Source organism: Idiomarina baltica OS145, from assembly GCF_000152885.1.
Taxonomy (GTDB): Bacteria; Pseudomonadota; Gammaproteobacteria; order Enterobacterales; family Alteromonadaceae; genus Idiomarina; species Idiomarina baltica.
Map to the genome: position 1 here is coordinate 317,251 of NZ_CH672405.1, position 26,454 is coordinate 343,704.

Below are 26,454 nucleotides of genomic sequence, written 5' to 3' on the forward strand. Positions count from 1 at the left end.
TCAATGCATTACGCTCTCAATAAAGCACTCCCTTCCACGAAGCTGGAGTTCGGATCTTAAGTGCATACTGCTGGCAGTGACATCAGATTTTTCCATGGCATAATGACTGCAAATAATGGATGACAATAACGCTTAGAACTAGGTTGTACGGGGACGTTAATAACAATGACAACGATTAGCCAGGACAGCATCAATAAAGCACTTTGGAACGCTTGTGACACCTTTCGCGGTACGATAAATGCCGGAACCTATCAAGACTTTCTTCTGACCATGCTTTTCCTTAAATACATCTCGGATGTATGGCAGGACCATTACGATCAATACGTAGCCCAGCATGGTGATGAGCCTGAGCTCATCGAAGAGATGATGAAGAGCGAACGCTTTGTGTTACCGCGTGATGCTAGCTTTTATGCACTCTATGACCGTCGCTATGAGCCGGGTAATGGTGAGCGTATAGACCAGGCTCTGCATGCCATTGAAGAAGCCAACGGCACCAAGCTAAAAGACGCTGGTAAAAGTGTGTTCCAGGACATCAGCTTTAATACCGATAAGCTCGGTGAAGAAAAGCAGAAAAACGACATTCTCCGACACTTGCTCGAAGACTTCGCCAAGCCAGAGCTTAACTTAAAACCCAGTCGCGTAGGTTCACTGGATGTTATCGGTAACGCGTACGAGTATCTGATTAAACACTTTGCAGCCAGCGGCGGCCAAAAAGCCGGTGAGTTTTATACCCCACCTGAAATATCCGACTTGATAGCAGAGCTACTCGACCCTCAACCCGGTGACAGCATTTGTGACCCGGCCTGTGGCTCCGGTTCTTTATTGATGAAGTGTGGCCGCAAAGTTATCGCAAACCATGACAGCAAAGAATATGCCCTGTTCGGTCAGGAAGCTATTGGCTCCACCTGGTCATTAGCCAAAATGAACATGTTCCTGCATGGTGAGGATAATCATAAAATTGAATGGGGCGATACCATTCGTAATCCTAAGCTGTTGGATAAAAACGGCGACCTGATGCTGTTTGATATCGTCACCGCTAACCCACCTTTTAGTCTGGATAAATGGGGTCATGATGACGCAGAGAACGACAAGTTCAGTCGCTTCCGTCGTGGCGTACCGCCCAAAACCAAAGGCGACTATGCGTTTATCCTGCACATGATAGAAACACTGAAGCCCGCGTCTTCGTCGAAACGCGGGGGCCGCATGGGCGTGGTTGTACCACACGGCGTATTATTCCGAGGCTCGAAAGAAGGCAAAATTCGCCAGCAACTGATTGACGAAAACCTATTAGACGCCGTTATCGGCCTACCCGAGAAGCTTTTCTACGGCACCGGCATTCCAGCCGCTATTTTGGTGTTCAAAAAATCGAAGTCCGATGACAAAGTACTGTTCATCGACGCCTCGCGTGAATTTAAATCCGGTAAAAACCAAAACCAGCTAAGCGACGACAATATTCAGAAAATCGTCGATACCTACCACAGCCGCGAAACCGTCGAAAAATACTCGTACCTGGCAACACTCGGGGAAATTCAAGAAAACGATTACAACCTGAACATCCCCCGCTACGTCGACACCTTCGAGGAAGAGGAAGAAATCGATTTGATGGCAGTTCGAGTAGAGCGCCAAAAGCTAAAAGTAGAACTGGAGGAATTGGAAAGCCAGATGGAAAAATATCTGGAGGAGTTGGGTTATGGCTCGTAAATTGGATGAGTCATCAGTTCCGAAACGTTGGAGGTATGAGTTATTAGACAAAATGGCTACGAGATGCAGTGGCCATACACCTAGCAAGTCATACCCTGAATACTGGAACGGAGGTATTAAGTGGGTCTCCCTGACAGATAGTTACCGGTTGGATCAAGGGTATATATACGAAACGGATAAAGAGATTTCCGCTGAGGGCATCAAGAATAGCTCAGCTCAGTTGCATCCAGCTGAAACGGTTATATTGTCTCGAGATGCAGGCATTGGTAAAAGTGCGGTTCTTGCTGAGCCAATGGCTGTCAGCCAGCACTTTATAGCTTGGATATGCGATAATAAAGAAACGTTACATAGTTGGTTTTTATATAATTGGCTTCAGCTGAATAAACCAGAATTTGAACGCCAAGCTGTTGGATCCACGATAAAAACTATCGGGTTACCATATTTTAAAAAGCTTAAAGTTCTCGCCCCACCATTTTCCGAGCAACAGAAAATAGCCCAAATCCTCTCAACCTGGGATAAGGCCATCACCACCACCGAGCAACTGCTCGCCAATAGCCAGCAGCAGAAAAAAGCCCTCATGCAACAACTGCTCACCGGCAAAAAGCGCCTGCTGGATGAGAATGGTGTGCGGTTTGGTGGGGAGTGGGAATGCTTTACATTAAATGACTTGTTCACTTTTAAGCGAGGTAAAGGCCTATCAAAAAGCGATATTAGCACGACAGGCAAGAATCGGTGCGTGCTATACGGTGAGTTGTATACTCGCTACGCAGAGGTCATTGATAACGTAAACAGTAGAACTGATAAGAATGAAGCAGAACTCTCGGAATCAGGAGACATATTGATACCAAGCTCTACTACTACCAGTGGTATCGATTTAGCAAACGCGACAGCCATCCTGGAGAATGGTGTATTGCTTGGTGGTGATATAAATATCTTACGACCACGTTCGAAGTTATCGTCCCAATTTATGGCTCATGTTCTTACTCATATCAAACGTTACGAAATAGCCTCTTTAGCTCAAGGTATAACAATCATCCATCTTTATGGGTCAGATTTGAAAAAATTGAAGGTTTGGATACCCCGAAAGCTGGACGAGCAAATTAAAATTTCGCAGGTACTATCCGCGATAGACAAAGCGTCTCTGAAACTTCAAATTAAGCTTGATATTCTAAAACAGGAAAAAAAATCCCTAATGCAACAACTGCTCACCGGCAAACGTCGCGTGAAAGTTGATGAGGAGGCAGCATGACGGATAAGCAACCAAGAACCATCCAAATCTTCTTACCTAACGGGGATCCATCGGGGATTCGCGTTGCTGAAGTCACCACCTCAATTGTTCGGTTAATTGAAGTACCGCGTAATCAAATTGGTGAGTTTCTTAAAATGCAGGAAGCGCATCAGGTTGGACTTTACTTTCTTGTTGGCAGAGAGAACCAGGACGAAGTTTATATCGGTCAGTCCGGCGATGTCGGGCATCGCTTGGGTCAGCACTTAAAAGATGACTCGAAGGACTGGGAACGAGCGTTAGTGTTAATCTCACTCACCAATAACCTGACACAAACCCACGTGCTTTACCTTGAGTCGTTAAGTATTGAAAAAGCACGCCAGTGCGGTCGCTACGAATTGGTCAACGGTAATCGAGGGCAGAAGCCTCATACCCCAATTCCATTAAAAGCTGACTGCGATGAAATACATCGTGTCGGCTCATTGTTACTGGCCACACTGGGCTATCCTATTTTTGAAGCGTTGGTCGATGCCGAAGAAGCCGCCACAGAAGAAGTCTTTTACTGTCAGCGCGGTGGCGTCGATGCCAAAGCCTTTTACACCAATGAAGGGATGGTTATTTTAAAAGGCTCATCAGCGCCTTATGTCCCCAAACGCAAAACAACACAACCACGCTTAATAGCCCAGCGTGATTCGCTGCTAGAGAAAGGCGTGTTGGCTAAGGATGGTGACAACGTCGTTTTCCAAAAAGACTACCTATTCAAAACGCCCAGTGGGGCATCCTGCCTTTTAGTCCTTGGTGCTACAAATGGCTGGAAGGAATGGAAAACCAAACACGGTCAAACACTGGATGATTACGTTGGACGCGATAACGATATCAGCGAATCTCAAAACCAGGAATGACAATAGCTGAACAGGCAGTAGTCAACTTTGTGTTTACTACTGAGTAGAGCTGAGTTGTTCGGTTTCGCCGAACAACTTAATCTGGTAGCTTATTTTTTGATTTAAAAATAATAAAAAGCGTCTGTTGCCATCAGGTGACGTTACGCGGAGAAGACAATGGAACAGTTTGCCCCCAAATTTCAGGAAGAATACGCCGCTAAAATACCGGCGATGACGCTATTAGCCGGTTTGGGGTGGACGTTTTTATCGCCGCAAGAAGCGCTGTCGCTGCGTGGTGGCAAGCAAGACCGTGTGGTACTCCGTGAGGTATTACGTGATTTACTGAGCAAGCGTACCTTTCATTATGCCGGTAGGAGCTATCCGCTATCCGAAAACTCCATTGATAACATTGTCTCGCATCTGTGCAGTCCTGCCCTGAATGAGGGCCTCCAGCATGCCAACGAAGCGATTTATAACCATTTAATGTACGGCATCCCGGTGACTGAATTTATCGACGGCAAAAAGGTCACGCCGACTGTATCCATCATCGACTGGCAAAATCCAGGCAACAACCAATTTCACTTTACCGAAGAGTACACGGTGACACGTGCCGGTGGCTTTGACAGTCGCCGCCCTGACCTGGTTTGCTTTGTTAATGGCTTGCCACTGGTGGTCATTGAAGCCAAACGCCCTGACGGCAACAGCCAGAAAGGCCCAACGATTAACGAAGGTATTTCACAGAGTCTACGTAACCAACGCCCTGACGAAGTCCCTCACCTGTTTGCCTATTCGCAGCTGTTATTATCGGTTAACGGTATTGATGGGCGTTATGGCACTGTCGAGACCCCGGAAAAGTTCTGGGCCGCCTGGAAAGAAGAAGATATCAGCGATGCTGAAATGCTGGCGCTAAAAAATAAAACGCTGGATGATGCCACCCTACAACATTTGTTCGACCACCGGGACAATCGCGACCTGAGCTGGTATCAAAACCTGCTTGCTGGTGGTGAGCTGATGGTAACCGGGCAGGATAAACTGTTGATAAGCCTGCTCTCTAAAGATCGTCTGTTCGACATGATCCGCTACTTCACCATTTTCGATAAAAAAATTGGCAAGATTGTGGGTCGTTACCAACAAGTCTTTGGCATCAAGCGTTTGCTTGAGCGTATTCAAAAGCGTAACAGTAAAGGTGGTCGCGAAGGTGGTGTTATCTGGCATACCACCGGCTCGGGTAAGTCCTTCACCATGGTGTTTTTATCTAAAGCGCTGATTTTGCACGAAGAGCTGAAGCAATGCCGGGTCATTGTTGTCACCGACCGTGTTGATTTAGAAAACCAGCTCTCGAAGACCTTTGCCTCTGGCGGCGAGTTATCCAGTAAGAAAGACAAAGAGGCGGCCATGGCTACCTCGGGTAAACGCCTGGCTCAGCAAATTGGTAAGGGCAACGAGCGCATTATCTTTACGCTGATTCAGAAGTTTAACTCAGCCACCAAACTGCCTGAGTGTTATAACAACAGCCCGAATATTATTGTGCTGATTGATGAGGGCCACCGCAGCCAGGGCGGCGAAAACAACATTCGCATGAACCAGGCACTGCCGAATGCGTCATTTGTCGCCTTTACCGGTACACCGCTGTTAAAAGACGATAAAACGACCAACAAGTTCGGTCCTATCGTTCACGCGTACACCATGCAACGTGCGGTGGAAGATAAAACCGTCACGCCCCTACTCTACGAAGAGCGCATACCCGACCTGGATGTTAACGAGCGCGCCATCGACGCCTGGTTCGAGCGTATGACGGATGGTTTAAGTGACGAGCAAAAAGGCGATTTAAAGAAAAAGTTCAGTCGCCGGGGTCAGGTGTATGGCACAGACGAGCGCATAAAGCTGATTGCGTACGACATCGCCCATCACTTCGACAAAAACATCGATGAAGGCTTAAAGGGCCAGCTGTGCTGCGATAGCAAAGCCTCCGCCATCAAGTACAAAAAATACCTGGACGAAGTCGGGCTGTTTGAATCCGCTGTAGTCATGAGCTCGCCCGATACCCGCGAAGGCAATACCTCGGTTGACGAGAAAGCCATGCCAGAAGTCAGTAAGTGGTGGAAAGAGCACGTCGGCTCATCTGATGAACAGAATTACACCAAAGAGCTGGTCGAGCGATTTGATAAAGACCCGAAGCTGAAGCTGTTGATTGTGGTTGATAAGCTATTAACCGGTTTTGATGAGCCGAAAAACGCCGTGCTCTATATCGACAAACCGCTTAAAGGCCATAACCTCATTCAGGCGATTGCCCGGGTTAACCGCCTACACCCCGACAAGAAGTTTGGACTACTGATTGATTATCGCGGCATTCTGTCCGAACTGGATACCACCATAAAGGAATATCAGGATCTGGCTTCACGTACACAAGGCGGGTACGACATCGACGACATTGATGGCCTGTACCAACAAATGAGTACCGAGTACAAACGCCTACCCCAACTTTATAAAGAGCTATGGGCGATATTTGACGGTGTTAAGAATAAATCAGACACCGAAGCCCTGCGTCATGCCCTGTTGCCTCGCATGGAAGAAATTAACGGTGAGATGGTGGATAAAAACCAAAAACGCCGCGAAGACTTTTACGAAGCACTCACAGCCTTTGCCACTTGCCTTAAAGTTGCACTGCAGTCGGCTACCTTCTTTGACGATAAGAGCTTTACCGAAAAGGACCGTCGACAATACAAAGAAACGGTTAAACAGTTATCCAGCCTTCGCCAAACTGTGCAACAGGATTCCGGCGAGCGTGTCAGTTACGACGAGTACGCGCACGAGGTGAAAAAATTGCTGAATAAACACGTCGTTGGTGTCGAAGTGCGTGACTCGGAAGGCGTCTACGAAGTCGGTAAAATGGGTCAGAAGCAAGAGCCAGAGGACTGGAGCGAGGACAAGACTCGTAACGAAACTGATATCATTAAAACCCGTGTCACTAAGATGATTGAACAAGAGCTCGGTGATGACCCTTACGCTCAAGAAGCCTTTTCTAAGCTCCTGCGTGAAGCTATTGAAGAAGCGGAAAAACTGTTTGACCACCCGCTGAAACAGTACATGCTGTTCCGCGAATTTGAGGAGCAGGTACAAGAGCGTCGTCTGGATGATATCCCTGAACGGTTGACCGGCAACCATCATGCGCAAGCCTATTACGGCGTGTTCAAAAAGCACCTACCCGAGGCGTTTACAGTAATGGATGAACAGGCACAGGATAAATGGGTGGAGATTGCGTTTGATGTCGATAACATCGTTAGCCAGTCCGTTGCGGAAAACTCGATTAACCCGAATAACATTGAAGCTGATATTCGCAAAAAGCTACTGCCGAAGATTTTTGCGGAATGCAAGGCCGTCGGCGGCGGTATCGAACAGGCGAAAAAGATTGTCGAAGCGATTGTGCAGGTTGTTCGTGTTGGGCAATTAGGTCATTAAGCCATGAACGTTGCTATACGTTTTGTTAATCAGGTTACTGAGAAGCATCAGCCATACGGGGATAAACTCAGCTTTTATTACGCCGACGAGCTGATTGAGTTTGATCGCGTTGCCGCCAAAAGCCCTGATCGTAAAATTAAAATCAAAGTGTTGCCGGATTGCTCGGTAAAAGTAGCCGCACCGGTTGATAGCTCTGATGACGACGTATTGCGTGCCGCCAAAAAACGGGCGCGCTGGATTTATCAGCAATTGCGAGAGTTTCGTAAACAACTAACGCACATTACGCCACGCCGTTATGTTAGCGGTGAAAGTCATTACTACCTGGGCAAGCAATACGTACTCAAAGTACTGATAAAACCCGACCAGGCAGCCGGTGTTAAACTGCTTCGAGGTCAACTTGAAGTCAACGTGCGTGAGTACACAGCTGAGCGCGTAAAGGCAGCATTAAAAGGCTGGTATAAGGTCAGAGCCAAAGACGTCTTCCACAAGCGCTTAGACGCCGTTTTAGAGCAAGCATTGTGGGTTGATAAACGCCCTCCTCTGCGAATACTCACCATGCAAACGCAATGGGGAAGCTGCTCTCCTAACGGACGCATCACCCTAAACCCACTGTTGGTAAAAGCCCCCCGCGAATGCATCGACTACGTCATATTGCACGAGCTCTGCCACATAGCCGAACACAACCATAGTGAGCGTTTTTATCGGCTAATGGGACGGGTTATGCCGGATTGGGAACGTGTGAAGAACCAGCTAGATCAGATGGCTGGGCGGATTTTTAATGGGTAGGCAGAATAAATTTAAATAAGGTGTCGACTAATGGCAAAGATCGGTCGCAATGAACCCTGCCCTTGCGGTAGCGGCAAAAAATATAAGCGTTGTTGTATGAGTACTGTTGGTAAGCAGCATGCTGACTTTGTTGATAACATCGAGCAGATGTTAGCGATGAATCCTGATCTTTCAATGGACGAGCTGAATGTTATCGTCGAGCACCAATCCAATAAAATTAATAACACGCCTCACAAAGACTTCTGCGGTCTGACGCCCGGGCAAGTAAATAACTGGCTTTATGCTCCTTTTTCCGAGTTAGACGGCATCACGATAAATACGCCACCTGATTTAAGTACCAGCCCAGTCATGCGTTATTTAGAACTGATGCTGGAGACCGCATTAGCTAACGGTGGGCAGATTAAGGCGACCGCCAAGGGGAACCTCCCGGCGGCGCTAGTCAAAGAAGCCAGCGCATTTTTACCCGAATTTGCTGTTGTTCCATTCGAGCGGGCCATCAGCATTAGTGAATTTGCAGGTGCTAATGAAGACAAGTTTAACGCCCTGCATTACTGCCGCATTCTTGCTGAAATAACGGGTATTTTTAAGCTAAAAAGTAATAAGTTTCACGTCTCTGCCTGGGCTAAACGCCAATACCAGCAAACTGGCTTGGAATCGTTTTTCCCAATGATGTTAGAAACAGCGGTCTATAAATACAACTGGGGTTACTTTGACCTTTGGGAAGATGAAATCCCGCTGCAGCAGTTCTGGTTATTCATGGTTTGGCGGCTTCAGCATCATGAGTCACAACAACGCCTCGTGGATGAGATGATTCAGGCATTCCCTGATTTGCTCAATGAACTCTACGAGGAAGAATACATGTCGGATAGAGACAAGTTCGCAGTTTTGATTGAATCACGCTTTATTCATCGCTTTCTGCAATTCTTTGGATTTGTCATGGTTGACCCCAGACGGTTTATCGATGGTAAAAGAGTTTCTCCCCAAATCACCTGTCTGCCTTTGTTTCATGAAACGTTTGAGTTTTCCGTTGGTTAGAATAACGCCGAATTGAATTCCTAATGGTGAAGTGCGTTTGTGATTTTTTGATTTAGCCGATAATCTGAGAACCTTGGTGAGTTAAACGGATCAAAAGCCACCCATGATTGAGATAAGAGAAATTATTAGGCCACTAGAGCAAGGCAGCACTCGGCCCTTTCTATGTGTCGCAGATGATGGCAAAAAATACGTTGTTAAAGGGCAAAGAACGACGAACAGGCAACTAATTTCTGAATTCGTATGTGCCCATCTGGCAAAACGTTTTAGCTTGCCGTTACCAAACTTCAAAATTGCATACATCGACTCATCAGTCATTAAATACAACGAAGAGGCACAAGACTCTTTAGGTGAAGGCGACGCGTTTGCCTCGGAGTTTATAGAGGGTCTTCAAGAGGTCAACTATCAACTAATGATGAACTTTGGTCAGGAACTCGCGGCAAATTTATTTCTCTTTGACCTGTGGGTTCGTAACGCCGATAGAACTTTGTCAATGAAAGGTGGCAATCCAAATGTATTCTATCAGCCTGCTCAGCAGCACTTTTGGGCTTTAGATCATAACTTGGCATTTGATGATAGCTTCGAATTTAGCGACTTTACTAAAGATCACCTCGGTATGGACGCTTGGATACAACAGCGAGATTTATTATCTCGAGAACTTTATCAAGAGCGCGCGAGTAACTGTCTTCGCCATCTTGACGAAATATTCTCGCTCGTACCGGATGAGTGGAATCTAACAGATGACTTTATGAAGCAGATTCGGTTAACATTAAGCCAAATAAACGAAGATAACTTCTGGGAGCGGATATAATGAATACGTTATGCATGTATGCCACTGTGCGCTTTATGCCGTTCGCTGAAACCCAAGAGTTTGCTAACGTTGGCGTAGTTGTCTGTGCTCCAGATACCGGAAAAATAAAGTTTAAACTAGCACGAAAGCGTTTTGGTCGTGTTAATCAGTTTTTTGAGGATCTTGATGGCAGGCTGTTTGGCAGCGCATTAGAACTTCTGGAGGCTGAGCTTAATCGGCTAAAAGAATTCGCAACGGACAAGCCCGGAAAAACTACTGCTACGTTATTTCAAGAGTTAACCCGGCACCGAGAAGGCGTAATCTCTTTTGGAGGGGTTAGCACTGCAGTAGTTAATAACATTGACGATAAGCTCATCGACTTGTACGAACACTATGTCGAAAGAAGCTTCTTGAACGAAAAGTATCGAGAAAACATTATCGAGCAGAACATTCGTCAACTGTTGAAACGCGAAAACATAAGAGACTTTAAGGCTCAAATAGTCGAAACGAAGCTCGGCGAGTTCAAACTGCCTTTCGTTAAAAAATGCACTAGTGGTATTAAAGTAATACGCCCCCTTGCGTTTGAACGAAAAACGCCATTAGCGGCGTACGAACATGCAGCTCAGTGGATAGACAGACTCACTCGCTTACAACATGAGCAGATAGTGTTGCCGCACAACATGATGCTGGCAGTAGAAAAACCAACAGACAAAGGGTTTGAAGAAGCGTACTTTGAAGCCGTTAACATCGCTTCTCAAAGAGAGATAATTGTCGCGAACGCCAATGATTCTCCAGAAATTTTGAGTTTTGCTAATAACGCATAATTCAAAGCCCGGATCAAAAAATAGGGGCACTCAGCCCCTATAGCTCTAATTCAGCAAAGTCACGGTCAACATCTTCCTGAGTAATGCCAATGTAACGCAGCGTCACAGCCTCAGAGCTATGACGCAGCATTTTCATTACCCTGGCGATGTCGTTCGTATTCTTGTAAAGGTGATAACCTCGGGTCTTCCGCATTGAGTGAGTTCCCAGTTTAATACCAACTTCCTCCCCTATCGCGGCGAACGCCCGCGAAACGTAACGGCGGCTAATCGGGGCCTCGTCCAAACCTTTGGACCATTGGTTGCGATAGGACTGAAACAGGTAAATATGGTCAGGGTGTTCCTCTTTGATGCGACCAATAATCGACCGTGCTTTGTCGTTCAATTTAATGGTTGCTTGTTTCGACGTCTTCCCTTCAACTAGGGTCAGACGCTCGTCGTTAATGTTTTCAAATTTTATGGATAGTAAATCTGAGATCCGTAATGCCAGGTTCAAGCCCACATCCCAAACATCAGCAATTTGCTGACCGTATGTTCGTTTGAGAAGGTAGCTAATCAGCTTTACGGTATCCAGATCTTTAACCGCTTGCACTTCGGCCATGATCGAGTTCCTTTTTTGCTGTAAAACGTGATTTTGAGTACTTAAGAGGGTATAAAGGGGGAAATAGCCCGTTTTTAGTGGGTTTGCTTGTTCCCGTTATTGCAATTTGGGAACATTAGCAATTGAGGCTCACTCGGCATAATATATATTTAAGAATATTACACATCAGTATTACCTGAACGACACAACTCTAAGCACTGAGTCGCCAAAAACTTCTTACCTTCCTCATCGATATAGCAATAAAAAAGCACGCCCAAGTCGGGGCGTGCTTTGCAATTAGCTAAGGCCTCCACTTAGGCTTTTGCAGTTCCATTAAAGCGCTGCACTGTGTAGTACAACGCTGGCAGCACCACCAAAGTCAATAATGTCGACGAGACAATGCCGCCGATTACCACAGTAGCCAGTGGTCGCTGTACCTCAGCGCCGACACCGGTATTAAATGCCATAGGGACAAAGCCCAGGCTAGCTACGAGAGCAGTCATCAGTACAGGTCTTAACCGCTGTTGCGCGCCTTCAAACACCGCATCTTTCAATGGCAGTCCGTCGCGCAGCAGTTGCCGTATGAATGTCAGCATGACCACGCCGTTCAAAACCGCCACGCCCGACAGTGCAATGAAGCCGACTGCAGCGGAAATTGATAGCGGCATATCACGCAGCGCTAATGCGAATATCCCGCCGGTCAGCGCTAAGGGAACGCCTGTGAATATGACGAGTGCACTGCTCAGCGAATTAAACGCACTGTATAGCAGGCCAATAATTAATAGCAGCGCTAATGGCACAACCAAACTCAACCGTTGGGAAGCTGATTGCAGCTGTTCAAAGGTACCGTCGTAGTTAACCCAATAACCTGCTGGCAAATCAACGTCAGTCGTTAGCGCATCCTGAACATCTGCCACAAAAGAGCCCAAATCACGATCTTCAACATTCGCACTCACAATAACATTGCGTTTGCTGCTTTCTCGGTTAATTTGGTTCGGTCCACTTTCCAAACTCAATTCGGCGACCTCTCCCAACGGCACATAGCGCAGCTCAGGGTTGCCGGCAGGCAGATCAATAGGCAGTGATTTAAGCTGTTCAATGCTCTTACGCCATTCTTTGTCGAGACGTACCATTAGCTTGAAGCGTTTATCCCCCTCGTAAATAATCCCTGACTGAACTCCACCAACCGCAGCTTGAACTGCTCGCTGTACATCAGCGACTGTTAGGCCTAATAACGCTAAATGATCACGCTTAGGTATCACTGAGAGTGTCGATAAACCCGTCATTTGTTCAACCCGAACATCAGCAGCGCCATTAACGGTGCGAATGACTGCGGCGGCTGAGTCGCCTAACCGTTTAAGCGTTTGCAAGTCATCGCCATAAATACGAACCCCCAAGTCAGCTCGAACGCCTGCAATAAGTTCGTTAAACCGCATTTCAATCGGTTGAGTGAACTCGTACTTATTACCGGGAAGCTCTTGCACAGCAGTTCGTATTTCAGCAACCAGTTGCTCTTTGGTTTTTTCTGGGTTTAGCCAGTCCTCACGCTCCTTTAAAATAATAATGGTATCAGCGACGCTCGGTGGCATAGGGTCGGTCGCAACATCCGGGGTACCAATTTTTGAGAATACCAGTTTAACTTCGTCAAAGCGTGACACCACAGACTCGACATCTTTTTGCATTGCTATAGATTGCTGCAAGCCAGTCCCCGGAATGCGCAAGGCTTGCATGGCAATATCGCCTTCATCAAGCTGTGGCAAAAACTCAGTTCCCATGCGACTCGCCTGAAACATTGATACCGCAAACAGCCCAAAGCCAAGCAAAATAATGACAACTGGAAGCTTCAGTGTTTGCCGTAAAACCGGCTGATACACTTTGCGGGCGGCTCGCATTATTCGGTTTTCACCGTGCTTAATATTGCCACGGACAAATATTGCAATAGCAGCGGGTACAAAGGTAACGCTGAAAATCAGAGCCCCTAAAAGCGCGGCTACGACAGTAAACGCCATGGGATGAAACATTTTGCCTTCAACACCACTTAACGCAAATATGGGCAAGTACACCAGCATAATGATAAGCACACCAAATACCGCAGGGTTAAATACCTCACGAGTACTATGGGTTACTTCAATTAAGCGCTCTTTAGTGGTAAGTACCCGGCCTAAGCGTTGCTGTGCAATTCCAAGCCGTCGCAAAGCGTTTTCAACCACAATGACCGCACCATCGACGATAATACCAAAATCAATTGCGCCCAGGCTCATTAAATTACCAGACACCTTGTTGGCGACCATGCCGCTTACCGCAAACAGCATACTCAAGGGAATAACGCACGCCGTAATCAGTGCTGCACGGACATTTCCAAGCAGAATGAAAAGCACCACAATAACCAGCACCGCACCTTCAAACAGGTTTTTCTCGACCGTTGCAATAGTTTTATCAACGAGAGAAGTACGGTTATACACCGTTTCAATCACCACCCCGTCTGGCAAGCTTCGTTGCACCTCCTCAATTTTATTGGCGACATTCTGTGCAACGATGCGACTGTTTTCGCCAATAAGCATCATGGCCGTGCCCAATACCACCTCGCTCTCGCCCGAGGTTGAAGCGCCAGTGCGTAATTGTTCTCCCAGTTTGACCTCAGCCACGTCACTCACGCGCACCGGTGCATCATCACGTTTTGTCACGACCACACCACGAATATCATCAAGTGTCTTAAGCTGTCCAGGCGAACGCACCAACCATTGCTCACCATTTTTCTCGATATAACCGGCACCAGCGTTTCTATTGTTAAGATCCAATGCTGCCAAAAGGTCCTGCATGGTCACTTTATAGGCCAGCATACGACCGGGGATGGGAGCCACCTGGTATTGCTTTTCATAACCCCCCACACTATTAATCTCGGTAACACCGGGCACCTTGACCAGTTGCGGCTTAATGATCCAATCCTGGATGGTACGCAACTGCTCGGGCGTATACGCCTCGCCATCGGCATTGGTAGCCCCCTCTTTCGCGCGTACTACATAATTAACAATTTCACCAAGGCCGGAGGCTATTGGCCCCATCGTCGGCTCGATACCGTCGGGTACTTCTCCCCTTACCTTTTGCAATCGCTCACTGATTTGCTGTCTAGCCCAGTAAATATCGGTGCCCTCTTCAAACACCACGGTAACTTGCGACAACCCATAGCGTGAGATCGAGCGGGTGTAGTCCAGCTTTGGTAAACCTGCCATCGCGGTTTCCACCGGATAAGAAATACGTTGTTCGGTTTCTAATGGCGAATAGCCTGGCGCTTCTGAATTTATCTGTACCTGAACATTGGTAATATCCGGCACAGCATCGATGGGTAGCTTTAATGTGCTATAAACGCCCGCAGCTGCTACTAACAAAGTTGCGGCAAGCACCAGCCATCGACGCTCAACCGCAAAGCGAATGAGTGCATCTATCATTGTTTACTCTCCCTAATCGCTGTGGCCTGCGCCTTGTTTTAGAATGTCAGCCTTTATCAAGTAGCTGTTTTCAACGACATAACTTTCGCCATTTTCAATACCCGATAACACCTCGGTGTATTCACCGTCAGTTCGGCCTAACTCAACTTCCCTGGCTTCGAAACGATTACCCTCTTTAATAAAAACAACGGGGTTATCTTCTAAACGTTGAACAGCATCATTGTTTATCGCCAAGCTCGCGTTAAAGCTGTCTGTAACGACATCCGCTTTTACGTGCATTCCCGGTCGCCAATGCCCCGACTGATTGGGCAACTCGATAAGTGCGCGTGCAATATGTCCGCCAGTCATTTGTGGCGAGATATAAGACACAGTTCCTTCGACGGTTTTATGATGATGCAAGTCGTACACATAGGTCGTTTGCTCTTCTTCTAACGACTCAATGTTCTCCGGGAACGCTGAAAGCTCTACCCAGACCGATGATGGATCCAGGACTTCAAATAATGGCTTTTGCTCAACCACTTCACCAACGTTGGTAAAACGTGCAGTTACCTCTCCGCTAATTGGGCTGATGACTTCAAATGCCGTGCCTGTCGTAACATTCTCAACAACAGCCAGAGTTTGCCCGGCTTTTATGGCATCGCCGATATTGGCCTTTAGTGACGTAACAATACCTTTGTACTTCGCTCCGATATGCACAATATTGTTATTATTGGGGGCTATTACACCGAAAATTGTTTGCTTTACTCGAATGCTTTGAGCGCTCGCTGTTGCCAACGTTAATTTCGCGTTTTCTATTGCTGCATCACTTAAATTGGTATGGGGTGCTTCATGCTCTTCGTGTTCTTTCTCATAAGCCAATGCGGGCAGTGAAAAACTGGCAATGCAGATAATTGTAATCAATGTGTTGAGTTTCATTGTTGTACTCCTAAAAACGGCTGTCCGGTCATGCGCTCTAATTCGATGATGTCGCTGTAAATCGCATGTTTCCGAGAAACTTTTTCGTACTCGAGTTTGGCTAACTCCGTTTGCGCGTCTAACACTTGCAACAAAGAATGCGTTCCGCGTGCGTAACCCTGTTGAGTCTGTTCAAGTAATTGCTCAGATAATGGCATCAGTCGCTGATTTATCTTTTGCAGATAACTTTGGTGAGTTTGCAAACTGTGCACTAGCGATAAAGCCAGTGATTTTAGTTGCTGCCGAACCTGTTTTTGCTGCGCCAGGTTAGACTGATGCAGTAATCGGCTTTGTTTTATGCGACCGACGTTAGGGTCAGTGAACTGCAATGGCATCGATGCCTGGACGATTAAACCTACATCATCGAACTCATTATTGTAGCGAGCCCCGACACCAACGGTAATATCCGACTTTGAGTCCGCTGCTAACGCTCTGGCTTGCGCTTGTAGAAGTTGCTCAGAGTCCAGTAAACGCAAATACTCCGGCGCCCGATTAACAGCCGATAACACGTTGGCTTTTTCCGGGAGGCTTAGCGGAAAAGTAAAGTCTCCAGAGACGCGCGTAAAATTGAGCTCGCCTGCCCACATTGAAGCCAGTTCAGCTTGTTGCTTTTTCAGTTTACCGTTCAACTCGTCAGAGAAAGCGTATTGGCGCTCTAACTGTAATTTAATGCGAATAACCTCGGATTTAGGCACCGCGCCAGCTTCTACACGCTCCTGTGCCACTTTTATCAGTCGCTCAGTTCGCTGAATTTGACGCTCGCTGGTATGCGCGACTTGCTGAAGTTTTAAAATGTCATAGAAACGCTGTGTGGTTTCTGCCAAAACCTCAATTTGACGATACTCAAACTCTGCTCGCTGAGCTTTCTCTTTTTCGGTTGCAGCTTTAACTCGTAACTGCCGTTTGTCCCCTAACTCTATGAGCTGAGAAAAGGATACGGTCAATTCTGAGTTACTGATACCTTCTAGCCGTCCTGAGCCGGCAAAGTTTTCTATTTCCGCAGATACCCTTGGGTTCGCTGAAAACTCAGCCTGCTCTATCAGTGCTCCTGCAGCTCGTATTTTATAATCATACTCCAGTAACTCAGGGTTATTCTTGATCGTTTTTTGTAACGCTTCTTTCAGCTTTAAATCTGTCGTCGCAGCCGTCGCCACAGGCACTAGCGCACCTAAGCAAAAGGCTGCCACGAAGTATAAATACTTCATGTTGCTTCTCCATTAACTTATAGGTTTTAAAAAGTCTAAGTTAACGGTTACGCGTTTGGTGGAGGTACAGGGGGTTGGTGAGTCAGGCTTTGGTCAAAACCTACCGAGTTTGAGTTGGGTGCCAAAATAACAGGCACGGCTGAAATTAAGAGGTTATAACCAGTAATGCAACTAATATGAGGTTGTGTTTGTTGTTTACTATCATATATTGATTTATTTAAGTCTTGATTTTCACGCTCAATTTCTAAGACTAAGTCATACGCAACTCCTGCACTCTTTATTGAAGACTGACTGAAAGTACCAGCCACAGGAGCACAGGCAAAAGAGCTATGAATGAGCACAGTCAGTATTAAAAACCAAGATATTTTCATTCAATTACCCCACTCAATATAAATTCCTAATCCATCCAAAATAAGCTCGGCCATATTAATTATTATACTTACTATTTACTTAGAACCCGGTAGATTCGGTATCATTGAGACCTGCAAGTTGCTTAACAGTAATAGGATAACTCCTAGGGTAATTGCAATATCGGCAATATTAAAAACTGGCAATTGCCACGTTTGCCAACCTAGATGAAGGGAGTCGACAACATAGCCACGAAACAGTCGGTCAATGAGGTTCCCAACCGCCCCCCCAAGAATCAGCCCGTAGCTAATGCCATCCCGTTTACTTACTTTATTAAAGATCAACCTCGTTAAAGCCACAGACATTAGCAGAGCAACCCCAATAAAAAAATAGCGCTGCCAACCTCCACCATTTGAAAGCAGGCCAAATGCCGCACCAGTGTTCCATAGGTGCACCCAGTTAAAGAACGGGGTCACCGAAACATACTCGCCATAGGCCATTGATTGCTGCACCAGCCACTTTACAGCCTGATCAGACGCTGCCAGCAGGCCCGATATGGACAATAGGGCATACGGCGAGAGCTTTTTGCCAATAATGAGCATTATTTAACCCTTCAACGCCAAAATGCGTCTGGCACCGTTAAGTACAATGCCCCCCGCGATGGTGCCGATAATCAGATCCGGATAATTGGAACCGGTCCACGCGACCAGGGCGCCGGCGGTGATGACCCCCAGGTTGATCACCACGTCGTTGGCCGAGAATATCCAGCTTGCCTTCATGTGCGCCCCGCCTTCCCGATGTTTGGATATGAGCAGCAGACAACTGGTATTGGCAATCAATGCGACGAATGCGATAGCCATCATCACCAGCGATTCAGGCTCACTACCGAATACAAAGCGTCTCACCACCTCTACGAGCACGCCCACAGCCAAGATCAGTTGCAGTACACCAGCAAGATGCGCGGCACGTACCTGCATTTTCACGCTATGTCCAACCGCATAAAGGGCAAGCCCGTACACCGCCGCATCGGCAAAATTGTCCAGGGATTCTCCAATCAGGCCGGTGGACTGGGCGATCAGACCGGCAGTCATTTCCACCACGAACAGAAGTGCATTGATGCCGAGCAACAGCGCAGGTCCCGGATTCTTGCTTAGCAGAGCTGCCGAAAACTCGGCGGCCTTGATGGTCTCCGGATTTGCAGCGACGGTTTCCTGAAGCGAGGCGCCTAGCCCCAAGGTCTTCAGTTTCGAGGTGACGGGCTCGACCTCGCCGTCATGCACGACCTTCAGCCGGCGGTTCGACAAGTCGAAGGACAGCGCCCGAATCTCCTCAAAGCCGTTCAGGGCTAGGCGAATCATTCGTTCTTCTGATGGACAGTCCATCTTCGGCACGGCATAAACACTGACCCATCTCCCTGGCGCCTCGGAGGAGGCCTGTATATCGGTATCCGCTGCGGACGTTGCATCACCGCCACAGGCGCCACCACAGGATTTGCTCATGATACGACTCCACTTGAACAATGTTGTGGTACCATTTTAAACTATAAAGCTACTATAAGGTCAATAGAGTAAAGAATCCGTTGGGGAGGAGGCTGATGCGCATTGGTCAGTTGGCGCAGTTGGTAGGGGTCGAAACACAGACGATCCGCTTCTATGAACAGCAGGGCTTGTTGCCGCCGCCTGATCGGCAGGACAACGGTTACCGTGTCTATACCGAGAAGCATGGTGAGGGGCTGGCCTTCATCCGTCGCTGCAGAATCCTGGGCCTGTCACTGGCTGAGATTCACGAACTACAGAGCTATCAGGACGACCCTCATCAGCCTTGTACCGCCGTCAACGCCTTGCTCGATGATCACATCTCTCATGTGCGGTCGCAGATAACCGCTCTGCAAGCGCTTGAGAAACAACTCGTTTCACTGAGAGCGAGTTGCAACGATGACCGGGAAGTTGAGGCGTGTGGGGTTCTTGCTGGAATTAGCGAAGGAAACATGCACCAGCAGTAGGTGAAGCATCAACCAGATAATCCGATGAGATGCCGGTCTGTCTCACTCTCATGCAAAGGTAAGATCAACCATTTAATCCGCTTACCCGAATTTATTTGCCACTACACGTTCACAAGTTGCAGACCACTATAGCTATGTTCAACGTGTTAAGCGAGTATTGGGCATAGCCAAAAAGTTAAAAGATTCATTTGTGAAAAAGCTTTCAATCAAAAAACTAAAGCTGAAGTTTTAGTAACAAGGTAAGTAACACGCTTGAATCTTAATATTTTTTATCCACTATAAAACAATAAGTTATTAGATCTTATCGATTCCGCCTCCGGCAGCTAAAAAACAGCAGACACCTTCTAAGTTAAAAGCTGCCGGCATCTTTTCTAAAAGCCTCATCCAAATACCCCCCCCACCACTGCATCAATTCACGGCGACGCTCAAGGTAATCCGCACGGTTATAAGCACTTCGCACTTGGTTAGGATCACCATGCGCCAGCGCTGATTCGATCAGGTCAGGATCTTTGCCCTCCTCGTTCATAATGGTGCTGGCTAAAGCCCTCAAACCATGGCTAACGAGTTTATCCTGGTAACCAATACGTCTTAACGCCATATTGGCTGTTTGGCTGTTAATGGACGTTTGTGGCTTTCGCAGTGAGATAAATATATGTTCGTATTGATCGCTTACGCTCTTCATGTCCTCCAGCACCCTCAATGCCTGTTCACACAGTGGAACTGTGTGCTGGCGACGCTTTTTCATCCGTTCAGCCGGAATCAACCAATTAGCTTGGCCGTCATCAAGCCATTGGATCTCACTCCATTTAGCGCCAGCAGCCTCAGATGGCCTGGTCATTGTTAGTAACTGCCATTTAATAACCTGCCGAGTAATATACGTAACGTTGGTTTCATGGAGCTTTCTTAGGAAGTCAGGGAGCTCTTTTGCGGTAATTGTCGGTAAATGCTGCTTCTTGGGCTTCTTGAAAGCAGATTTGATGGCAGCGATTGGATTTCCAGTAATTAATTTTTTAATGACAGCGTAATTCATTATCTCGTTTAACCGCTGAATTACACGTTTAACGGTTTCCAACCGCCCTGTTTTCTCAACCGGTCGTAATACATCAATGACCGTTTGAGCACTTATCTGGCTAACCGGCGTTTCACCTAAACGGTTAAATACATGTAGCTCTAACGATCGCCAAATATCATCAGCGTAGTCAGCAGTCACCTCACTTTTTTTGACCTCGAACCATTCTTCAGCAACTTTTCTCAAAGTCGCGTTCTCTGAGTAGCGTTGTGCCGCTCTTTCTTCCTCTCTGGCAAGCTTAGGGTCTACCCCTTCAGCAACTTGGCTTCTAGCAGCTTCTGTGAGCTCACGGGCTTTTTTAAGGCTCATATCGGGGTAGCTACCCAGCCCCATATTCACGCGCTTCTTTGTCGTCGGGTGAATGTAATTGAAGTTCCAAAGCTTAGAACCATTCACTCTCACTCGCAGCTGTAAGCCTTTCCCATCGGACTTAACGTAGTCCTTGTCTTTAGGTTTGAGTTGTCTGACGGCTGTATCCGTGAGCCCAATAGTAGAGCGCGCCATAAGCATATCTCCCTTCGATGTATTCCAAAGAGTTTACCCAAAATCGCTTGGAATACAAATTGGAATACTAAAAACTCAGGCTGGGGCTGGTTTTCTTGGGATAAGCTGGGAAAGCAAACGCCTATGAAAACCTTATTTTACGTGACTTATAAAGAAAAAAGGGGATGTCGTGAGACATCCCCTTTTATGGAATTGGTGGAGCTGGCGGGAGTTGAACCCGCGTCCGCAATACCTACATCCTCGGTCCTACATGCTTATTCAGTCTTTTTATTAACCAGCATGACGCCGACTGACAGGCTTCAACTACTGGCGAGTCCGATTAAGTTTAACGCTTCAGCTCCGGACAAAGCATCCACGCGAGTCTACCTTAGGTCGAGCCATCCTGATCCAGTCTCGTAGACAAAGCGCTGGGGGACGGGCTTAGCGGGTTATTAAGCCGCTAGAGCGTAGTTGTCGTCGTTTGCAACTATAACGTTGAGGCTTTTTACGAGGCCAGCCTCACCTCGGCATGCACCTTGGGTTTCGTGTATCCCGTCGAATCCAGATCAGCCCCAAAGCAAAGTACATTGTACCTGATTCGCGCGTGTTGCGCTATCTCTTAGACAGCGCAACCGCCGAAATATTAAGCACTTAACAAATTTATTTTACAGTTCCGCGTTATGCGGCCATAAACAATACTTTTTCAACCAGATTTTTGATACCTTCATCGGCATCGAGCAGGCATTCTGCCAACATGTATGCCGGTGTGGTGACCACGCGGTGAGCGTCATCAACGACGATATCACGCACGCTGCAGTCCACATGTTCGCCACCCATCTGGTTATATGCGTTGGCGGTATCGGCATCGGTGCCAATGGTACCTTTTACGCCTTTACCGTAAACGTGTGGCAGCAATACCGGTGCAATGCACATGTAGCCTGCGGGTTTCTTAGCGTCTTTAAAGGCTTTACCCACCGCAAGTACTTCGGCGTTAACGGTTGAGTCGGCGCCTTTCTCGGCAAAGTTACATAGGTTTTTCGCAACGCCAAACCCACCTGGCAGAATCAACGCGTCAAAGTTCGCCGCGTTTAGCTCTGAAAGTGGCTTAATGTCGCCGCGCGCAATGCGAGCAGACTCGGTCAATACGTTGCGTTGCTCGCCACTGGCTTCACCTTTTAGGTGGTCGACAACATGCATTTGTTGCACATCGGGTGCAAATATTGAATATTTAGCGCCCTGCTTCTCTAAGTGCAACAATGTCAGTACGGCTTCGTTGACTTCGGCGCCATCAAAGACACCGCAACCTGATAAGATAACCGCTACGTGTTTCATCATTTCTCCTTACTTGACGTGCTTATCGTGCTCGTCGCGCCATTTCCATTCGTTTTCGAGTGTTGCAATGGGTTGCAACATGGCAAAGTCGAGATCCTCGATGGTTTCCCCTTTCTTTAACCGATGCGGTAAATCGGGGTTGGCGAGCGCTTTTTTACCAATAGCGAGCAAACCGTTTTCGTAATGCGCTGCAATGTGTTCGTAATTGCTTTCATCAATACCACCGTTGACGATAACCGGAATGTCGCTAAAGTCTTGCACGACTTCTGCAAGCGTATTGTTACTGCCGTCTTTAAACGGTTTACGGTCAACGCTGGTGTCTGTGGTATGTATATAGTCGACGCCGGCTTCTTTCAAGCCTTTCACGATACGGATCATACCGTCTTCGCCTTCTGGCCACTGGTAATCGGGATCGGTCACAGTAATTTGACCCACACGAATGCCCACGATGAAGTCGTCATCGACCGCTGATTTTGCGGCTTTGACGACCATCTCGACGAACTTCAGGCGTTTTGCCATGCCACCACCCCATTGATCCTCGCGCTGGTTAAAGTGGTCGCTTAAAAACTCGTTGAGTAGGTAGCCATTAGCCGCATGCAACTCGATACCATCGAAACCGGCTTCTTTAGCTCGGTTAACGGCACCGATGATACCTTGCATGGCAGCATCAAATTCGGTTTCACCCATCGCTTTGGGCTCTTTCCAGCCATCACTTTCACCGTAAAGACTGAGCGGTTCGCCTTTCGGCTTCACTGCGCTCGGTGCGATAGGTTCATCGGTGTATTCATTGTGCTGCATTTGCGCACCCGCGTGCATCAATTGAGCGATGAACAAACAGTCATGTTTGTGTACACGCTCTACAACCTCTTTCCATGCGTCGGTTTGAGGTGCATCGGTCAGTCCAGGTTGGTTTTCATAGCCCTGACTGGCTTGCTGGTCGGTGTAGATACCTTCGGTGATGACCACGCCCCAGCCGCCTTTGGCAAAGCGCTCATAATAATCACCCATCAGCTCGGTGGGCTTACCTTTTTTATCCGCACTGGTGCGGGTCATAGGTGCGACAACAAAACGATTTTCGAGTTTGTGTCCTTTCAGTTCAAAATCATCAAATGCAGAGCTCATTAGACCTTCCTTATACCAGTGTTTGTTTCTTATCTAGTTAAGGGCTACGCATCTATAAAGTAAAACCGATCAGTTTGAACTTCAATTTAACCTTGTCTTAACTGTTCGCCAAACTGTCATCAAAGCGTCGCACGAGTGCAGTTAAGAGGTCACATAACACGCTTAGCGTAAGAAAGCTTTTTAACCATTGCTAGGAACATTGTATGAAGACAATTAAAACAAAATATACATTACTTGCCAGCTGTTTAGTCATCGCGCTTTCGGGATGTGCGCTCGAGGGTGACGACGGCGATACCGGTGCGACAGGCGCTCAAGGTCCTCAAGGACCTGCAGGCGAGGATGGTCAAAACGCAGCTAACGGAATCTCACTGAGTTTAGTTGCACGTACTGTATTAAATCCGGATGATCCCGCAGGTGCGGCTGAGATCGTGCAATATGATAACGCGCGCCAGCAGTTTCTTGCGATTAACAGCGCCGCCGCTACGCCGACGGTTGAAATCATGGATGCCGCAGAGCTTCCGACGACGGCAAGCGACACCCCACTTACACTAGATAATCTCACCAGCACCGCATTAACGCTAGAAACCGACGTTAATGGTAAAACGTTGCAGGGTGCCAATAGTATCGCCGTCCATGGCGATTGGTTGGCGGTCGCGATGGAGGCGGATCATGGCGTACGTGGCGAAATCTTGTTCTATGAGCTAGCACAAGGTACGGCTACGTACAGCGGCTCAATCGAGGCGGGCTTTTTACCCGATATGGTCACTTTTACTCCGGATGGTACCCGCGTCCTCGTTGCTAATGAAGGTGAGCCTAATGGCGACTACTCAGTCGACCCAGAGGGTTCAATCACTGTGATCACACTTGCAGGCTCAGGAATCGAGAATGCCACCGTCGCGCAGTTAAATTTTCAGGGTTTTAATGGCCAGCAGGCGGATCTCGCAGCGCTGGGTATGCACTTCCCTAACCCGTCGGGTCGCACCATCAATGGTAACCTTATCGAAACCACGGTCGCGCAAGATTTAGAACCCGAATATATTACTGCGACCAATGACCGTGCCTATGTGACCTTACAAGAAAACAACGGTCTCGCGGTGGTTGATTTATCCGATAATTCAATTGAGATTGTCGGCTTGGGCTTTAAGGATTGGAGCTCGTATCAGATTGACACCATGGAAGATGGCACCGTGAGTTTTGGGCAATACGATAACTTAAAAGGCATCTATATGCCGGACTCGATCGCTCATTATCAATGGAACAATGCCACGTTTTTAGTCACCGCTAACGAGGGCGATGCACGCGAGTACTTTTTTGAGGTCGAAGACGAAGCGGCCTGTATTGCAGCAGGTGGAGAAGACTATGACAGTGACGATGGCTGTCTAGCCTACACTGATGAAGCCCAGGCGCGTGATTTAGATTATGCAGCCGGCAGCGAACTCGAAACGTTAGCCGGTGATGACCCTAAAGACGCAGACTTTACAGCCTTTCCTTTGGGTCGCCTTACAGTGACTAAAGCTCTTGGGGATACCGACAACGATGGCGAATATGAAACGCTATATGCCTATGGCTCACGCTCGTTTACTATTTGGGATCAAAATGGTTTGCCGGTATTTGACAGCGGTGACGATTTTGAACGAATCACGGCTTCAGTGCATGGCAACGCATTTAACAATAACGATGACGAGAACGAAGGTGACTCGCGTTCTTCAAACAAAGGGCCTGAACCAGAAGCGTTAACCTTAGGTCAAATCGGTTCTCGTACCTATGCGTTTATCGGCTTGGAGCGTATGGGCGGCATCATGGTTTATGATGTAACTAACCCTTACAACGCCCAGTTCGTTGATTATGTTATCAACCGTGACTTAACGGAAGGCTTATCAGTGGATGACGGTATCGGTGATCTCGCGCCTGAGGGTATGGTCTTTGTACCTGCCGCCGACAGCGCGACAGGCAAACCGCTGTTGGTGGTCGGTAACGAAGTCAGTGGCAGTGTGTCGGTTTGGCAAATTAGTAGCGTCGACTAATCGACGCGCCCCACAATCACGGCGGCCTTTTGTTTACGGCCGCCGAATCCAAACGCCTTGTTAAAGGTCGCTATTGGAATCGGCAAATACTGACGTTCGGTCGGTGACTCCCAGGGTAAGGTGTCGTAGTCCGGATCATTGATATAAATAAAGTCATCATCCGCGGCACAGATCAACACCCAATGGGGCGCACGTATACCATCAAAATGATAGGTTGAGATGAGCGCAAGTACGAGCCGCCCCTCGCCCAAATCAGCTTTCAGCTCAGCAACACCGTAGTCGCCCACATCAATAGCAACGCCGTGACGGTTCAGGTAATCGATATCGGCTTGTTGGATCCGTTGCATGACTTCTTTCTTTTGCTCTTGCCGCACTGAGTCAATAAACAGTGCTTCGTCGGTATTCACCGCAACGCGTACTGACAACCCGCGCTTGAACGCTGCTCGCGCAAGTCCGTGCGGTCCGCAGCCACCATGACCCGAAGTCATATAAATGGTGGTCGCCTCGCGCCAAATTTCAAGTTCCTCTTGCGAGGCATCAGCGGTCGGACGTCCAAAGTAATCGAGCGCCATCAATAAACTTGCTGGCCCGCAAGTGAACTCGGTCGACTGTGTCATCATGGGCACGTAGCGCTCGGTTGCGCCGACGCTGTTATCCTCACCCAGCTCATAGCGCGGCAATAGTTTTTGCAGTATCAGCGCATCCTGCGATTGACTGGCACTCGGTGGGAAGTAAGCCTCGCGTAGCTCAACTGCACGAAAGCCGGCATTAATAAATAACTGTTGTGCGAGTTGGTTAGAGGTCGCAACTTCGGTTCGCAAGAATAAGCTGTGTCGCAAATCTGCTCGATCTTCGGCATGTTGAAGTAACTGTTTTCCGAAACCGCTACCACGAAATTGTGGACTTAATACCAGCGCATACAGCCGCGCCAGATTGGTGTTATTACGGAACAACACCACGTAATAGCCCACCACGCGTTTATCGTTGAGCATGACAAAAAAGTCCGCCGTGTTCGACTCGATAAACCGGCGAAAACTACGCTTGCTGATGGCATCGTCTGGAAAAGTTGCCTTTTCTAATTGCACAACACTATCAAGATGGGTGACATTTGCAGGGACAAGGTTCATCATACCTGTCTGTGGGTATCCTTAACCGGTGTGGGCGTATGCCCAGAAGAATGCAACAGCGCATCGG

The 26,454-nt window shown here is 47.7% G+C and carries 21 protein-coding genes and 1 other RNA gene; 10 read left to right on the plus strand and 12 right to left on the minus strand.

Features of this window, described 5'->3' with window-relative positions; genetic code table 11:
* Positions 1 to 165 precede the first annotated feature (165 nt).
* The 8 genes from OS145_RS07345 (at position 166) to OS145_RS07380 (ending at position 10,698) form a co-directional block, all read left to right on the plus strand.
* Entirely contained in the window at positions 166 to 1,701 is a 1,536-nt protein-coding gene (locus OS145_RS07345; protein WP_006955673.1) for a type I restriction-modification system subunit M, read from the plus strand.
* Positions 1,691 to 2,950 carry a restriction endonuclease subunit S gene (locus OS145_RS07350; RefSeq protein ID WP_006955674.1) on the plus strand — a complete coding sequence of 420 codons (1,260 nt, stop codon included), beginning with the start codon at positions 1,691 to 1,693 and terminating at the stop codon, positions 2,948 to 2,950. The genes OS145_RS07345 and OS145_RS07350 overlap by 11 nt, the downstream gene beginning before the upstream one ends.
* Positions 2,947 to 3,828 (plus strand): GIY-YIG nuclease family protein, encoded by an 882-nt coding sequence (locus tag OS145_RS07355; RefSeq protein ID WP_006955675.1) that lies wholly within the window; start codon positions 2,947 to 2,949, stop codon positions 3,826 to 3,828. The genes OS145_RS07350 and OS145_RS07355 overlap by 4 nt, the downstream gene beginning before the upstream one ends.
* A gap of 156 nt (positions 3,829 to 3,984) precedes the next feature.
* Positions 3,985 to 7,266: a type I restriction endonuclease subunit R gene (locus OS145_RS07360; RefSeq protein ID WP_006955676.1), complete on the plus strand. Its 3,282-nt coding sequence runs from the start codon at positions 3,985 to 3,987 to the stop codon at positions 7,264 to 7,266.
* Between the two features lie 3 nt (positions 7,267 to 7,269).
* On the plus strand, positions 7,270 to 8,052 hold the full coding sequence (locus OS145_RS07365; protein ID WP_006955677.1) for a M48 family metallopeptidase: 783 nt from the start codon (positions 7,270 to 7,272) through the stop codon (positions 8,050 to 8,052).
* 30 nt (positions 8,053 to 8,082) lie between these two features.
* Positions 8,083 to 9,087, plus strand: coding sequence for a YecA family protein (locus OS145_RS07370; protein ID WP_006955678.1), 1,005 nt, complete (start codon positions 8,083 to 8,085; stop codon positions 9,085 to 9,087).
* A gap of 103 nt (positions 9,088 to 9,190) precedes the next feature.
* Positions 9,191 to 9,895: a HipA family kinase gene (locus tag OS145_RS07375; RefSeq protein WP_006955679.1), complete on the plus strand. Its 705-nt coding sequence runs from the start codon at positions 9,191 to 9,193 to the stop codon at positions 9,893 to 9,895.
* Between the two features lie 14 nt (positions 9,896 to 9,909).
* Entirely contained in the window at positions 9,910 to 10,698 is a 789-nt protein-coding gene (locus OS145_RS07380; RefSeq protein WP_278043236.1) for a DUF3037 domain-containing protein, read from the plus strand.
* A gap of 37 nt (positions 10,699 to 10,735) precedes the next feature.
* Here OS145_RS07380 and OS145_RS07385 read toward each other — a convergent pair whose 3' ends face one another.
* The 7 genes from OS145_RS07385 to OS145_RS07415 all read right to left on the minus strand — a co-directional run bounded on the left by OS145_RS07385 (position 10,736) and on the right by OS145_RS07415 (position 18,727).
* Positions 10,736 to 11,296 (minus strand): tyrosine-type recombinase/integrase, encoded by a 561-nt coding sequence (locus OS145_RS07385; protein ID WP_006955681.1) that lies wholly within the window; start codon positions 11,294 to 11,296, stop codon positions 10,736 to 10,738.
* A gap of 293 nt (positions 11,297 to 11,589) precedes the next feature.
* Positions 11,590 to 14,721, minus strand: coding sequence for an efflux RND transporter permease subunit (locus tag OS145_RS07390; RefSeq protein ID WP_006955682.1), 3,132 nt, complete (start codon positions 14,719 to 14,721; stop codon positions 11,590 to 11,592).
* Between the two features lie 12 nt (positions 14,722 to 14,733).
* The gene (locus OS145_RS07395) at positions 14,734 to 15,636 is read right to left on the minus strand and encodes an efflux RND transporter periplasmic adaptor subunit (protein WP_006955683.1); all 903 of its coding nucleotides are present in this window, start codon (positions 15,634 to 15,636) and stop codon (positions 14,734 to 14,736) included.
* Positions 15,633 to 16,880, minus strand: coding sequence for a TolC family protein (locus OS145_RS07400; RefSeq protein ID WP_006955684.1), 1,248 nt, complete (start codon positions 16,878 to 16,880; stop codon positions 15,633 to 15,635). The genes OS145_RS07395 and OS145_RS07400 overlap by 4 nt, the downstream gene beginning before the upstream one ends.
* 47 nt (positions 16,881 to 16,927) lie before the next feature.
* Entirely contained in the window at positions 16,928 to 17,251 is a 324-nt protein-coding gene (locus OS145_RS07405; protein WP_006955685.1) for a hypothetical protein, read from the minus strand.
* A gap of 75 nt (positions 17,252 to 17,326) precedes the next feature.
* The gene (gene lspA / locus OS145_RS07410; protein ID WP_006955686.1) at positions 17,327 to 17,830 is read right to left on the minus strand and encodes a signal peptidase II; all 504 of its coding nucleotides are present in this window, start codon (positions 17,828 to 17,830) and stop codon (positions 17,327 to 17,329) included.
* Between the two features lie 3 nt (positions 17,831 to 17,833).
* Complete coding sequence (locus tag OS145_RS07415; protein ID WP_006955687.1) at positions 17,834 to 18,727, minus strand: cation efflux transmembrane domain-containing protein; 894 nt, start codon at positions 18,725 to 18,727, stop codon at positions 17,834 to 17,836.
* 80 nt (positions 18,728 to 18,807) lie between these two features.
* Between OS145_RS07415 and cadR the strand changes: the two genes are divergently transcribed.
* Positions 18,808 to 19,230, plus strand: a complete 423-nt coding sequence (cadR, locus tag OS145_RS07420) for a Cd(II)/Pb(II)-responsive transcriptional regulator (protein WP_011588648.1) — start codon at positions 18,808 to 18,810, stop codon at positions 19,228 to 19,230.
* Positions 19,231 to 19,579: 349 nt separating this feature from the next.
* On the opposite strand, the gene OS145_RS07425 is transcribed toward cadR, so the two are convergent.
* The 4 genes from OS145_RS07425 to OS145_RS07435 form a co-directional block, all read right to left on the minus strand.
* A complete protein-coding gene (locus OS145_RS07425) occupies positions 19,580 to 20,803 on the minus strand; it encodes an integrase domain-containing protein (RefSeq protein ID WP_006955688.1) in 1,224 nt (407 codons plus the stop codon).
* Between the two features lie 193 nt (positions 20,804 to 20,996).
* Positions 20,997 to 21,356: a transfer-messenger RNA gene (ssrA, locus tag OS145_RS13190) on the minus strand.
* Between the two features lie 104 nt (positions 21,357 to 21,460).
* Positions 21,461 to 22,114, minus strand: coding sequence for an isoprenoid biosynthesis glyoxalase ElbB (gene elbB / locus OS145_RS07430; protein WP_006955689.1), 654 nt, complete (start codon positions 22,112 to 22,114; stop codon positions 21,461 to 21,463).
* Between the two features lie 9 nt (positions 22,115 to 22,123).
* The gene (locus OS145_RS07435) at positions 22,124 to 23,236 is read right to left on the minus strand and encodes an NADH:flavin oxidoreductase (protein ID WP_006955690.1); all 1,113 of its coding nucleotides are present in this window, start codon (positions 23,234 to 23,236) and stop codon (positions 22,124 to 22,126) included.
* Positions 23,237 to 23,439: 203 nt separating this feature from the next.
* On the opposite strand from OS145_RS07435, the gene OS145_RS07440 reads away from it, so the two are divergent.
* Positions 23,440 to 25,260: a choice-of-anchor I family protein gene (locus OS145_RS07440; RefSeq protein ID WP_006955691.1), complete on the plus strand. Its 1,821-nt coding sequence runs from the start codon at positions 23,440 to 23,442 to the stop codon at positions 25,258 to 25,260.
* On the opposite strand, the gene OS145_RS07445 is transcribed toward OS145_RS07440, so the two are convergent.
* Positions 25,257 to 26,390, minus strand: a complete 1,134-nt coding sequence (locus OS145_RS07445; protein WP_006955692.1) for a peptidase C39 family protein — start codon at positions 26,388 to 26,390, stop codon at positions 25,257 to 25,259. The genes OS145_RS07440 and OS145_RS07445 overlap by 4 nt on opposite strands.
* Positions 26,391 to 26,454 lie beyond the last annotated feature (64 nt).